Annotated in this window: 9 protein-coding genes; 5 read left to right on the top strand and 4 right to left on the bottom strand. The window is 73.2% G+C overall.

Annotated elements, in window-relative coordinates; translation table 11 throughout:
• Positions 1 to 80: 80 nt before the first annotated feature.
• The 3 genes from AC3A3J_RS03240 to AC3A3J_RS03250 are packed head-to-tail and all read left to right on the top strand — an operon-like array spanning position 81 to position 4,068.
• A complete protein-coding gene (locus tag AC3A3J_RS03240) occupies positions 81 to 1,472 on the top strand; it encodes an ABC transporter permease (RefSeq protein ID WP_487670920.1) in 1,392 nt (463 codons plus the stop codon).
• Positions 1,469 to 2,341 (top strand): ABC transporter permease, encoded by an 873-nt coding sequence (locus AC3A3J_RS03245; RefSeq protein WP_487670921.1) that lies wholly within the window; start codon positions 1,469 to 1,471, stop codon positions 2,339 to 2,341. Before AC3A3J_RS03240 ends, AC3A3J_RS03245 begins: the two co-directional genes overlap by 4 nt.
• Positions 2,338 to 4,068: an ATP-binding cassette domain-containing protein gene (locus AC3A3J_RS03250; protein ID WP_487670922.1), complete on the top strand. Its 1,731-nt coding sequence runs from the start codon at positions 2,338 to 2,340 to the stop codon at positions 4,066 to 4,068. Before AC3A3J_RS03245 ends, AC3A3J_RS03250 begins: the two co-directional genes overlap by 4 nt.
• Before the next feature lie 25 nt (positions 4,069 to 4,093).
• On the opposite strand, the gene AC3A3J_RS03255 is transcribed toward AC3A3J_RS03250, so the two are convergent.
• Both AC3A3J_RS03255 and AC3A3J_RS03260 read right to left on the bottom strand, forming a co-directional pair.
• Positions 4,094 to 5,062 carry an SRPBCC family protein gene (locus tag AC3A3J_RS03255; protein WP_487670923.1) on the bottom strand — a complete coding sequence of 323 codons (969 nt, stop codon included), beginning with the start codon at positions 5,060 to 5,062 and terminating at the stop codon, positions 4,094 to 4,096.
• The gene (locus AC3A3J_RS03260; RefSeq protein WP_487670924.1) at positions 5,059 to 5,304 is read right to left on the bottom strand and encodes a hypothetical protein; all 246 of its coding nucleotides are present in this window, start codon (positions 5,302 to 5,304) and stop codon (positions 5,059 to 5,061) included. Before AC3A3J_RS03260 ends, AC3A3J_RS03255 begins: the two co-directional genes overlap by 4 nt.
• 460 nt (positions 5,305 to 5,764) lie before the next feature.
• Here AC3A3J_RS03260 and AC3A3J_RS03265 point away from each other — a divergent pair, with 460 nt between their 5' ends.
• Complete coding sequence (locus AC3A3J_RS03265; RefSeq protein ID WP_487670925.1) at positions 5,765 to 10,069, top strand: discoidin domain-containing protein; 4,305 nt, start codon at positions 5,765 to 5,767, stop codon at positions 10,067 to 10,069.
• A 97-nt stretch (positions 10,070 to 10,166) separates the two neighbouring features.
• On the opposite strand, the gene AC3A3J_RS03270 is transcribed toward AC3A3J_RS03265, so the two are convergent.
• A complete protein-coding gene (locus AC3A3J_RS03270) occupies positions 10,167 to 10,289 on the bottom strand; it encodes a hypothetical protein (protein WP_314650343.1) in 123 nt (40 codons plus the stop codon).
• 116 nt (positions 10,290 to 10,405) lie between these two features.
• Here AC3A3J_RS03270 and AC3A3J_RS03275 point away from each other — a divergent pair, with 116 nt between their 5' ends.
• Positions 10,406 to 11,965, top strand: a complete 1,560-nt coding sequence (locus AC3A3J_RS03275; protein ID WP_487670926.1) for a glycosyltransferase family 2 protein — start codon at positions 10,406 to 10,408, stop codon at positions 11,963 to 11,965.
• A gap of 13 nt (positions 11,966 to 11,978) precedes the next feature.
• Here AC3A3J_RS03275 and AC3A3J_RS03280 read toward each other — a convergent pair whose 3' ends face one another.
• Entirely contained in the window at positions 11,979 to 12,902 is a 924-nt protein-coding gene (locus AC3A3J_RS03280) for a LysR family transcriptional regulator (RefSeq protein WP_487670927.1), read from the bottom strand.
• Positions 12,903 to 12,904: the final 2 nt, after the last annotated feature.

A 12,904-nucleotide genomic window follows, 5' to 3' on the forward strand; every position in this document is an offset into this window, starting at 1 on the left:
GGAGGGACGGCGGACAGGGGGTAACGGGGGAAGGGGGCGCGGGGGAGGGAGAGACGGATGCTGAGGAAGGGCGAGGAAACGTGACGAACAGGGTGAACGCCGTCTGGAGGGTGCTGCGCCGTCTCGGCGTGAGCCTCGTCACCCTGTGGGGGGCGGCGACCCTGACGTTCTTCGCGCTGCGGCTCGTGCCGGTCGACCCGGCGTTCGCCATTCTGGGAGCGGGGCAGCAGCAGGTCGACATCAGCCCCGAGGTGCTCGCGGTCGTGCGGGCCGAGTATCACCTCGACGAACCGCTGATCGTGCAGTACCTCCTCTACCTGGGTCGCCTCGTGCGCGGCGACCTGGGCATGTCGTACGTGCAGGAGCAGCCGGTCGCGCCGCTGCTCGCCGCCCAGGCCGGACCGACGGTGGCCCTTGCGCTCGCCGCGATCGTGCTCGCGGTCGTGATCTCGCTCGTGGGCGGTGTGCTCACCGCCGGCCGCCGCCTGCCGAGCGCAGTCTCCTCGGCCATCGAGCTCGTGCTCGCGTCGACCCCGGTGTTCTGGCTGGGCTTCGTGCTGATGCTCGTGTTCGCCGTGGGGTTGCGGGCCCTGCCGATCCTCGACAGCGGCGACCTGCGCTCGCTCGTGCTCCCCGCCCTCACTCTCGCGCTGCCGACGGCCGCGCTGCTGCTGCAGGTGCTGCGGCAGTCGCTCGATGACGCGCTGGAGCAGCCGTTCATCCTCTCGGCCCGCGCCCGCGGCCTGGGGTCGCTCGCGGTGACCGTGCGTCACGCGCTGCGGCATGCCGCGGTGCCGTACCTCACGATGCTGGGGTTCTCGTTCGGCGCGCTCCTCGGCGGAGCCGCGATCACCGAGACGCTGTTCAGCCGCCCCGGACTCGGCCGACTGCTCGTCGACTCGGTCGCCGCGCAGGACATCCCGGTCGTCATCGGCGTGGTGCTCGTCGCCACCGCCGTGTTCATCCTCGTCAACACGCTCGTCGATCTGTCGTACGGGCTGGTCGATCCGCGGGTCCGCGAGGCCGCGCGCGTGCCGACCGCGGGCGACGTCGTCGCCGCCGGCATCGCCGGGGACGCGAATGCTCCGGCCGAGGCGCCACTGTCCGCGCCCGGCGCGACCTCGGCCAGTGCATCCGCCGCCGCCCGCGAGGACTCCGCCGCCACCGCCCCGGCTCCGGATGCCTCCGCGCCCGGCGCCGCCGGGAAGTCGGATGCTCCGGCCGAGGCGCCCGCGTCCGTGCCCGGCGCCACCTCGGCCGCTGCATCCGTGGCCGCCACCTCGGCCAATGCATCCGCCGGCACCTCGGCCACTGCATCCGCCGCCGCCACCTCGGCCGCTGCATCCGCCACCGCCCCGGCTCCGGATGCCTCCGCGTCCGTGCCCGGTGCCTCGAATGCATCCGCCACGGCTCCGGTGCCGGAAACACCCGCCCCGGCATCCGCCGCCGACTCCCCGGAGGTCTCCCGATGAGCGCCGGAGTCGTCGCCGAAGCCGTCACCGCCCGCACGCTCGCGCCCCGCCGAGGGTGGACGCGGCTCGCCGCCGACCTCGGCACGGTGCTCTGCGCCGTCGTGCTGCTGCTGTTCGTCGTCGCGGCCGTGTGGCCGCAGCTGCTCACCGGGCAGGATCCGCTCGCCGCTGACCGGGCCCTGATCCTGTCGGCGCCGTCGGCGGGGCATCCGCTCGGCACCGACGAGATCGGGCGCGACGTGTACGCGCGCATCGTCTTCGGGGCGCGCAGCTCGCTCGTGCTGGGCTTCGGCGCCGTGCTGATCTCGCTGGTCTTCGGCACCGTCTTCGGCCTCATCGCCGGTTTGTCGAACCGGGCCGTGTCGACCGTCACGCTACGGCTCACCGACATCGGGGCGGCGTTCCCCGAACTGGTGCTCGCGATCCTCATCCTCGCCCTCTTCGGCGGAGGCCTCGCCACCGCGACCCTCGCGATCGGCATCGCGGGCATCCCGTATTACGTGCGCGTGGTGCGCGGCGAAACGCTGCGCGTGCGATCGTCGACGTACATCGAGGCGTCGCGCGGCATGGGTCTCTCGCGCTTTCGGGTGCTCGCCCGGCATGTGCTGCCGAACGCGGTGCGACCGGTCGTCGTGATCGCGACGATCGGACTGGGCGGGGCGACGCTCGCCGGCGCCGCGTTGTCGTTCCTCGGGCTCGGCAGCCCTCCGCCCACGCCCGAGTGGGGATCGATGCTCTCGAACGCCCGCAACTTCCTGACGCTCGGGTGGTGGGCGGCCGTGTTCCCCGGGCTCGCCATCACCCTGTTCGTCATCAGTACGACCGTGCTCGGCCGACGGCTGCAGGCACGTCTGGAGGGACGAGGATGACCGCGCTGATCAGGGTCGAGGGCCTCCGGGTGTCGTTCGCGGGCCGCACCGTCGTCGAGGGCGTCGGATTCGAGCTCGCCCCGGGCGAGTGCGTGGCGCTCGTGGGGGAGTCGGGATCGGGCAAATCGGTGAGTGCGCGGAGCCTGCTCGGCCTGGTCGGCGCGGGATCGCGCGTGGAGGCGGCGGCGCTCGAGATCGACGGCGCCGACGCGCGGCGGTTCGGTGAGCGTCGGTGGCGGAGCATCCGCGGGCGTCGGATCGGCTACATCCTGCAGGATGCACTGTCGTCGCTCGATCCTCTCCGCACCGTGGGGGCCGAGGTGCGCGAGGCGATCCGGGCGACCGGCGGGCCCGGCGGCCGGGCGGGTCGCGAACGCACGCTCGAGCTGCTGCGCCGCACGCACGTGCCCGACCCCGAGACCCGCATCGACGAGCGCCCCGCGCAGCTCTCGGGCGGACAGCGGCAGCGTGCGCTCATCGCCGCGGCGCTCGCCGGCGACCCCGCGGTGCTCATCGCCGACGAGCCGACGACCGCGCTCGACGTGTCGGTACAGAAGCAGATCCTCGCGCTGTTCGCCGAGCTGAAAGCGCAGGGCATCGCGCTGCTGCTCATCAGCCACGACCTCGCGGTGGTGTCGCAGCTCGCCGACCGGGTCGTCGTGCTGCAGGGCGGAGTCGTGGTCGAGGCGGGGGAGACCGCTGCGGTGCTGTCGGCGCCCGAGCATCCATACACCCGGTCGCTGATCGACGCCGCCCCGCGGTTCGAGGCGCGGGTCGGTCCGGCTGCGGCCGCTTCTGCGGCCCCTCGCCCCGCCCCGCTCTCGCACAACTTCGGAGTCGTGAACGGACACGCCGCGGTCGAGTATCCGTCGCCCGGCGTGTCGGACGCCGACTCCGAAGTTGTGCCGGGGAGCGGGGCGGATGCGCGGGCCGACTCCGAAGTCGTGCAGGCGGGTGGGGCGGATGCCGGGGCCGACTCCGACGGCGACGTGGTGCTCGCGGCGGACGGCGTGGTCAAGACGTTCCGGCTCGCGGGCGGCGGCGAGCGGGTGGCGCTGCGGGGCGTGTCGGTCGCGGTGTGCCGGGGTCGATCTCTCGGCGTCGTGGGCGAGTCGGGGTCGGGTAAGACGACGATCGCCCGCATCCTCGCAGGGTTCGAGAACGCGGATGCCGGGACCGTGCGCCGCGCGAGCGACGACCCCCGCGACGTGCAGTTCGTCTATCAGGACCCTGGTGCCTCGTTCGATCCCCGGTGGACCGTCGGCCGTCTGCTCGACGAGGCGGTGGGACTGCGGCATCTGTCGCTCTCGCGCTCCGAGCGCAGCGCGCGCGTGGCGGAGTGGCTGGAGCGCGTCGGCCTGCCCGCGTCGTTCGCCGATCGGCGGCCGGCGTCGCTGTCAGGCGGTCAGCGGCAGCGGCTCGGCATCGCCAGGGCGCTCGCGGTCGAACCCGCTGTCGTGGTGCTCGACGAACCGGTGTCGGCTCTCGATGTCGCGGTGCAGAAGCAGATCCTCGACCTCATCGCGCGCCTGCAGACCGAGACGGGCGTGGCATACCTCTTCATCTCGCACGACCTCGGCGTGATCCAGAAGGTGTGCGACGAGATCGTGGTGCTGCAGGGTGGCGAGGTTCGCGAACACGGCCCGACGTCGCGGGTGCTGAGTGCGCCGGAGCATCCGTACACCCGCTCGTTGATCGACGCCGTTCCCGCCCTCCCCACCCGCTGACCCGGGCCCCGGGGCCTCGCGAGGATCAGCGGAACGCGCGACTCAACCCGCTGCTGATCTGGGCGAGCTGGAAGAACAGCGACAGGCGGGCGAGGGGGCGCAGCATCCATCCGAGGAGCGAACGCCGACGGCGCCCGCGCTCCCACCCGGCGTCGATCCGCACCTGCGTGCCGCCGGCCGCGTGTTCCAGCGCGAAGCGCACGACACGCTCGTTGGCTGCGCGGGCATCGGGGTACGTCATGCGCCAGGCCACCGCGTGCGGCGCGTCGACCTGCTCGCGGCGGAGGCGGATGCGGCGCAGGTCTTCCCTGATGCGCAGCGGCTTCCCCTCGCGCGTCGTGGTCGGAGCGGCGGCATCCCACTCCTCCGCGCCCGCCGCGGCGGGGGCGACCGTGCCGACCACGCTGTCCCAGTCCGGGAGGCGGTGCGGGTCGCTCACCAGCGCCCAGACGTCGGCGGGTGGTGCGGGCACGAACGCCGAGAGGGTGCCGCGGGGTCCGTCGGCGCGCACCGGCTCGGGGCGACGGATCGCGTCGGCCATGTCGAGTCCGCCTTCGACCTCGGTCGGCTCGACGCCCAGTCGATGCAGGAGCGCGGTGATCGTTCCGCTGGGTTCGGTGAGGAGGGTTCGCAGCACGGCGCTGCTCGGTTCGTCTCCGCTGCGGTTCGACGCGCGGGAGAGCACCGCGACCGCGCGGTCGGTCCACTCGTACCCGTTCGTCTCGTGGAAGACGATGCGGCCGTCGGCCGGGGCATCCGCCCGCACCCCCAGGGTCGCGAGCTGGCTGGACCGTTCCGCCGTCACGGCGTCGCGCGCGGCCTCGAGTGTGATGCCGAGCCCGCGCAGCACGTGCCCGGCGGACCCGGCGTCGAGGGTCAGCGCCAGCAGGAGGTGCTCGACGTCGGCATCGCGGATGCCCTCGCGTGAGGCCTCTTCCATCGCCGCGAGCGACAGAGTGTGCATCGCTGCGGCGGCATCGGTGAATCTGCTCATGCGCGCCTCCGGGGGACGTCGATGGTGGGGTCGATGCGCTTGGCGTGCTTCTTGTGCACGGCCTGGCGTGAGACGCCGAGCGCGTCGGCGATCGCCTGCCAGGTCATGCCGGCGCGCAGACCGGCCTCGACCTGGCGGAGTTCGAGCGTGTCGGCGAGCACGCGCAGCGAGGCCACGGCGCGCAGGCCCGCCCGCGGATCGGTCGTGTCGGCCGCGGCGCGGGCGATGTCGGTCGAGGTCATGCTGTCAACCTACGTTGCGCATTCCGATTCTGTCAACCCACGTTGCTCAGCCCCGCTCGCCCTCGCCCACCGCCCTCGCCCACCCGCCCTCGCCCGCCGCCCTCGCCCACCCGCCCAGCGTTCCGGTCGCATCAATGGTCGGTATGAGGTCCGAGAACAGCCGCTCGCGCGACGGGAACGGACGTAATGACCGTTCGCGCGACGGGACGGGTGGATGAAAGGGCGGGCGAGGCGGAGAGTGCGGATGCGGGTAGGCGTGCAGATGGAGGTGGGGGGTGGGGTGGGGGTGGGGATACGGGAACGGACCGGGCGGCGCGAGGTAAACCGGTTCTTGACGGCCCGGCGCGCCCGAGATACTCTGGGCGGACGTTCTGACAGCGTTGTCATGTCGTGTGTCCCCGACAGGCGCCGATGCCGGAGCATCCCCAGAGTTCCCGAGACTCTCACCCGAGGAGACCCCATGGCCCGCTCCGGCCCCGCCCGCGCGCACGAATCCGGCGCGCCCGCCACCCGCGCGCACGATTCCCGCACGCACGCCACCCGCGCGCACGAATCCGACGCCCACGCCCCCGGCGCCCCCGCCACCCCTGCGCACGCCACCCGTACGCGCCGCACCCGCCTGCGAAGCCCGCGGCTCGGGTTCCTCCGGCGCACCGCGACCCTCGCCCTCGCCGCGGTCCTCGCGACGCCGCTCGCCGCCCTCGCGCCGGCGGCCGCCGCGAACGCCGCCCCGATCGTGAAGGCCGCGGCCTACGGCGCCCCCGACGACATCGCCGCCGACTACTACGCCGCCCTGCTGCGCCACACGCGCTGGGTGAACACGGTGTGGGATCCGGCGATCGGCGCCTACCAGTTCAAGGACTTCAACTTCGCCGTGGTGCTCGGCAACGCCGTGATCGTCACGCACGGCGAGTACGACGCCGAGGTCACCGGCATCTCGAAGGAGCAGTTGAAGCAGCGCACGATCGACACGATCCGCTACTACGCCGCGAAGAACCGCTTCGTCGACCCGAACGGCACGTGGGGCAAGCGCCTCTTCTGGGACTCGACGTTCCAGTCGTACTTCCTCGACGCGGGCCGCGTGCTGTGGGACGACCTCGACGCCACGACGCAGAAGAACCTCGAGACGATCGCCGTCGGGCAGTCGACCTACACCTCCGATCTGAACTACGGCAACGACCCGCTCTCGGGCTCGTGGACCGCCGACTGGCCCACCGGCAAGCACGAGGGCGACACCGCGCAGGAGGAGGCCGGCGTCTATACGCAGGCCCTCGCCCCCGGACTCGCCTGGGCGCCGGAGCACGCCGATGCCGCCCGCTGGAACGAGCAGCTCGGCGACTGGGCCCGGAACGCCGCTGGGCAGCCGACCGCCGACCGCAACAACCCCGCGATCGTCGCCGGCAAGCCGGTGTCGACGAACACGCTGCAGACGATCTACGACACCTACCTCGTCGAGAACCACGGGTCGTTCGGCCCGCACTACCAGTCCGACATCTGGCGCTCCGGCGGCCGCAACGCGATCCAGTTCCTGCTCAACGACCAGCCGGTGCCCGAGTACCTGCGGCATCAGCCGAACTCCGCCGAGCTCTGGAACGTCATCAAGATGGTCATGTCGAACCAGGGCGAGCCGTTCATGCCGATGGTCAACGACCGCGAGTACCTGTACGGGCGCGACGTGATTCCGATGGCGTTCCTCGGCCAGGTGCTGCGCGACCCCGATGCGGTGCGTGCCGAGGCGAACATGGCCGCGTCGCTCGAGGCGTACCAGTCGTACGCCCCCGTCGACCGTCTGGCGAAGTTCTCGGGCGAACCGAAGTACGAGCCCGAGGCGCGGGCCGAGATCGCGATCTCGTACCTGCTGCACGTCGCCGCGGCCGAGTCGGAGGAGGGCCCGGTCGCCCCCACCCCGCAGGACGAGTTCTTCGCCCGGCTCGCGGGAGTGCGCGACTTCGGTGCGGGTCCGGGTCTCGTCGTGCAGCAGACGGCGGATGCCTGGGCGGCCGCCGCGAGCAAGAAGGGGTTCGTGAAGTTCCCGTGGGTGCCCGGACACGACTCGTGGCTGTTCGCGCTGTCGGGGGCGACGCCGTACCTCTACCCGAACACGGCCGCGACCGTCGACGATCGCCGCACGCAGACCTACACCGCGCCGCGCGACGGCTTCGAAGGCACGTCGTCGGTGTTCCGTCTGGGGCAGGAGTTCGCCGGCCAGGTGACCCTGCCGACGGGGGCGGCGGTCTACGCGTCGACCGGAGCGGGATGGCAGGACGGCACGGTCTCGGTGCGCAACCTCGACATGGGCGGGTACAACGGCCTCGACGGCACGCGCACGTACACGACGGCCGAGGGCTCGGCCACCGACACGCTTCCCGTCGTCATCCCGGCCGACCCCGCCGACGCCAACGCCGCACGCATCGACGACCTCTCGTTCGACGCGACGACGGCGCGGTTCGTGCGCATCCAAGGGCAGCAGGGCAATGCGCGCTACGGCTACTCGCTGTACTCGCTGCACGCGTACGGTGCGGATGCCGAGGCGACGACCGACCTCGCCCGGGGGCGCACCGCGACGGCGTCGAGCGAGGAGCCGACGCGTCCGGCATCCGGCGTCACCGACACCAGCGCCTCGACCCGCTGGGCCGTCGCCGTCGGGGAGCGCACGCGCGCCGACTCGTGGATCCAGGTCGACCTCGGCGCCGAGAAGCGCGTGAGCGCGGTGCGCCTCGCGTGGGAGGCCAGCGCCGGTGAGCGCTACCTCGTGCAGACCTCGATCGACGGACAGACCTGGACGACGCAGACCGCGTACGCCGGAGGTGTCGACGCGAACGTCGCCCGTCTCGACACGGTCGCGCTCACCCCTCCGGGTGCCGCGGCCCCGGCACCGGTCGAGGCGCGCTTCGTGCGGATGCAGGGAGTGCAGGGCGACCCGGCCTACGGGTACTCGCTCTACACGATGCGTGCGCTGACGGCCGCCGGCGTGGATGCCGCGGCGGGTAAGCCCGCCACCGCGTCGAGCGCCGACACCGGACGCGCGCCGTCGACCGTGACCGACAACGATCCGGCCTCGCGCTGGGCGGTGTCGCGCGCCGACCGCACTCGTGCCGACTCGTGGATCCAGGTCGACCTCGGCGCGCCGACGGCGATCGCCCAGGTGCAGCTCGGCTGGGAGGCCTCGGCCGGTCGGGAGTACCGCATCCAGGTGTCGGCCGACGGGCAGACCTGGCAGGATGCCGCGCACTTCCGCTACACCGGAGACCAGGTCACGAGCACCGAGGGCTCGTGGATCAACATCGAGGGGACCGCGGGATACGTCGTGCGCGGCGGGCAGGCGCCCATCACGGTCTCGACCGAGAAGCCGGGCATCAACGCGGTGCGGCTCGGCGGCGGCGACGATCCGTTCCTCGTCGAGATGGTGCCCGGCGACGCCGCGGCGACCGCTGCGCAGGACGCGGCGGCGCAGCCCACGGCCAACGGCCTGCTCGTCAGCGCGCTCGACGGCTACCTGACGGCGTTCAACCTCAGCGGCGCCGAGGTCACGACCACGGTCACCGTCCCGTACGCGGGCGACACGGTGTCGCTGTTCGACGGCGACCAGGTGCTCGGAGCGGATGCCTCGACGCTGACCGTCACGGTGCCGGCCGGATCGGCGGCGGTGCTCGCCCCGCGCGCGACCGTGTCGACCGATGTGGCCCGTGCCGCCGGGGCGACGGTCTCGGTGCTCGGCGCCCGCACGGTGCATGCGGTGCCGACCGAGGGCACGGCGCGCGCGGCCGCAGACGTCGCGACGATCGACGTCACCAACGTCGAGACCGACGAGACCCGTGCGGTGCCCGTCGGCGGGGTGGTCGTGGCGGGGGCGGCGACCTTCCGCGGAGCGACGCCGTTCCCGGTGGCGGACCTCGCGCTGAGCGCGCTCACGTTCCCGGCATCCGTTCTGCCCGAGGGCATGACGTCGCCGGCTGCCGCGGTCGACGGAGACGATGCGACCTCGTGGACCCCTGGACCCGAGGGGCGCATGGTCGCCGACCTGGGCGCCGCCCGCGACATCGGCACGGTGACGACGCTGTGGGACGGAGCGGATGCTCCCGCCGCGACCGTGTCGGTGAGCGATGACGGCCTGACGTTCCGCGACGTCGGCACGCTGGACGCCGGCGAGACGCACGGCGCGGTCGCCGTCGATCAGACCGCGCGGTACGTCGCCCTGTCGACGTCGTGGACGGCGGGCGACCCCGGTCTGCGGGCGCTGCGCGCCCTCGCACCGGGTGCGATCGACGATGCCGCTCCCGGTGCGATCACGGGCGAACTCGGCGATCTCGTGGTCGGGCAGGCGGTCGACGCCGCCGTGACGGCCGAGGGAACCCCGACGCCCGCGTATGCCGTGACCGCCGGGGCCCTGCCCGACGGCGTGACGCTCGACCCGGCGACGGGCACGTTCGGCGGTGCGCCGACCGCAACCGGGAAGTATGCGTTCACGGTCACCGCCGACAACGGCGTGGGCGAGGCGGCGACGCGCGCCTTCGCCGGCGAGGTCGCCGCGGTGCCGACCGATCCGGGCGGGAACCCCGGCGGCGACGGTGGTGGGGGCGCGGGCGACGGCTCGGGCACGGGCGGCGGCTCGGGTGCGGGAGACGGCTCGGGTGCGGGAGACGGAGACGACCTCGCGACCACGGGCCTGGCCCTGGGCTGGTCGCTCGCGGCGGCCCTGGTGCTGCTCGCCGCAGGAGGAGTGATGGTGGCCCGGCGTCGCCGCCTCGCCTCGCCCGAGGAGTGAGCGGCCCCCTCGCACGTGAGGGGTCGGGACACGCCGTATGCGCGCGATGGCGCGCGGCGTGTTCCGACCCCTCACGGGTCGTGCGGCGGTGAGGGCGTCAGGAAGACGCGTCCTCCGTGCCGTCCTCGGAGTGATCGGGCTCCTCGGGCGCGCCGCCCGAGGCCGTGTCGGCTTCCTCGTCGGTGCCCGGCGTACCCTGGGGGTTCTGGGGATCGCTCATGTGCTTCTCCTTCCGTTGGCCCGCGACGATACGACAGCGGGATCGGAACGGGCCAGGGGCTTGACCCCTGACCTCGGGGCCGGAACACTCGGTCCTTTCGTGCTGAGGAGCTCTGGATGCCTGTTCGTGTGAGTGTGGTCGTTCCCGTCTACAACCCGGGGGAACCGCTCGACGAGCTCATCGCCTCGCTCGCCGCGCAGACGATGCCGGCCTCCGACTTCGAGGTGCTGCTCTGCGACGACGGGTCCGACGAGGTCACCCGGCAGCAGCTGGCGCGCATCGCGGCGGAGCATCCGAACGTGCGCGTGACGAACCTGCCGCACTCGGGATGGCCGGGCACCCCGCGCAACCACGGCATCGACACGGCCGAGGGCACGTACCTGCACTTCGTCGACCAGGACGACCGGCTCTTTCCGAAAGCGCTGCAGAGCCTGTGCGACTACGCCGACCGTCACGCGTCCGACGTCGTCGTCGGCCGCGAGGTCGGCATCGGGCGCGACCTGCCGAAGGCGATCTTCGCGCGGAACGTGCCGCGCGCGAAACTCGGGAAGCACCCGCTGCTCGAGATGCTGACGCCGCACAAGATGTTCCGCACGGAGTTCCTGCGTGAGAACGGCATCCGGTTCCCTGCCGGTCGCGTGCGCCTCGAAGACCACCTGTTCGTGATGGAGGCGTACTTCGCCGCCGAGACCATCTCGATCCTCGCGAGCGTGCCCTGCTACGGCTGGGTGAAGCGCGAGGGGAGCGCGAGCTCGGCGCGCATCGACCCCGAGAGCTACTTCCCGCATCTGGAGGCCGTGCTCGACCTCGTCGAGGCGCACACCGAACCGGGGAAGCTGCGCGACCGCCTGCTGCGGCACTGGCTGCGCGGGAAGATCCTCAAGCGGCTCTCCGCCCGGCAGATGGCGCGCTACCCCGACGAGTACCGGCAGCGTCTGCTCGATGTCGTCACCCCGCTCGTCGAACGCCGGTTCGGCCCGGGGGTCGACGCCGGGCTCGCCTTCCCCAACCGGGTGCGGGTGGCGCTGCTGCGTGCGGGGCGCCGCGACGACCTGCTGACCCTCGCCCGTCACGAGGTCGAGACGACCTGCCGAGCCGAGGTGACCCGCGCGACCTGGACGCGCGGCGGTGGGCTGCAGCTCACCATCCGCACGCTGCTGACGCGCGACGGCGAGGATGCCCTCGTCTTCGAGCCGTCGCCCGCCGACCCCTCCCGCCGGGTGTGGCGCGCACCCGAGGCGTTCGCCGACCTCGGCCCCGAGGTGCTCGATGCGACGCGCGACCTCGATGCCGACCGCGTCGTGCTGTCTGCGCAGGACGACGGCGGGCCCGCGCGGCGTCGCCTGGCCGAACAGCCCGCCCGTGACCTCGCGCCCGTGCGCGTCTCGATCGACCCTCTGCGGGTGTTCGACGCCGAGAGCACCGCGACGGCCGTGCGACTGACCGTGCAGGTGCGCCGGGCCGGGTGGTCGTTCGACACGCCCCTCACCGCGGATGCCGCGGTGCTCGCCGCCGCGGGCCGCTCGCCGCTGCTCGCCGGGCGCCGCTGCCGGCTCGTGCGGGACGATGACGGCGCGGTCGTGCTGGAGCGCGAGTACCCCGGCGGTGGTCTGCGCGACACCGCCGGTCGGGCCGCGCGTCGCCTGCGCAAGCGCCTCGCTGCGCGCGGGAAGTAGGCCAGGGTCGGCCTCAGTCGGCAGACATGGAGTGAGCGGGGTCCTGAGCGCGACGCGCCACGGCCCGCAGCGCGTCGAGCACCCGCCGGACCGATGCGCGGGCCACGGCTTCCGGGCGTGCGAGCGCGTCGACGTGCCGCACGAGGGGGGCGCCGTCGAGCGGACGCAGCACGAGTCCGTCTGCGGCGAGCGAGGCGGCGGTGATGCGGGGCATGACGGCGATCGCGGCGCCCGCCCGCACCACCTGGGCGGCGACCGAGAACTCGTTGATCCGGTGCGCGATTCTCGGGGCCCGACCGGCCATCGCCCCGATGTGCTGCAGCACGCCGGCGAGGGGGAAACCCTCGTGCACCGAGGCCCAGTTCTCGTCCCGCAGCTGCTCGGGCGCGATCGTGCGCTGCGCGGCCAGAGGGTGCGCGGCCGGAAGGGCGATGTCGAGCGGCTCGACGAGCAGGGGTACGACCACGTGCCGGTCGAGAGGCCACTCCGGGTCGTGCGGCAGACGATGCGCGATCACCAGATCGTGGTCGGCGGTGAGCCCCGGAAAGCGGTCCTGCGCCACATCGGCGTCGACGAGGGCCACGGAGGCGCTGCCGTCGAGCTCCTGCAGCAGCGGGCCGAAGAGGGCGAGGCCGGCGCTGTGGAAGGCGGCGACGCTCACCGGATGCTCGGGCTCGTCGAGGAACGCCGAGACGGCCTCACGGGCCTCGACCAGGGCCTGCTCGACGCGGGTCGACGCGGTGGCGAGCGTCTGCCCGGCGGCGGTCAGCACGAGTCGTCGGCCCTGCTTGGTCGTCAAGGGCACCGCGACCTGAGCCTGCAGTGCCGCGAGCTGCTGCGACACCGCTGAGGGGCTCACGTGCAGCGCCGCAGCGACGGCCGTCACGCTGCCCCGGTCGCCGAGTTCGCGCAGCAGGGCGAGCCGTGCAGCATCCATGA

It is taken from the genome of Microbacterium sp. Soil_N32, assembly GCF_057655505.1.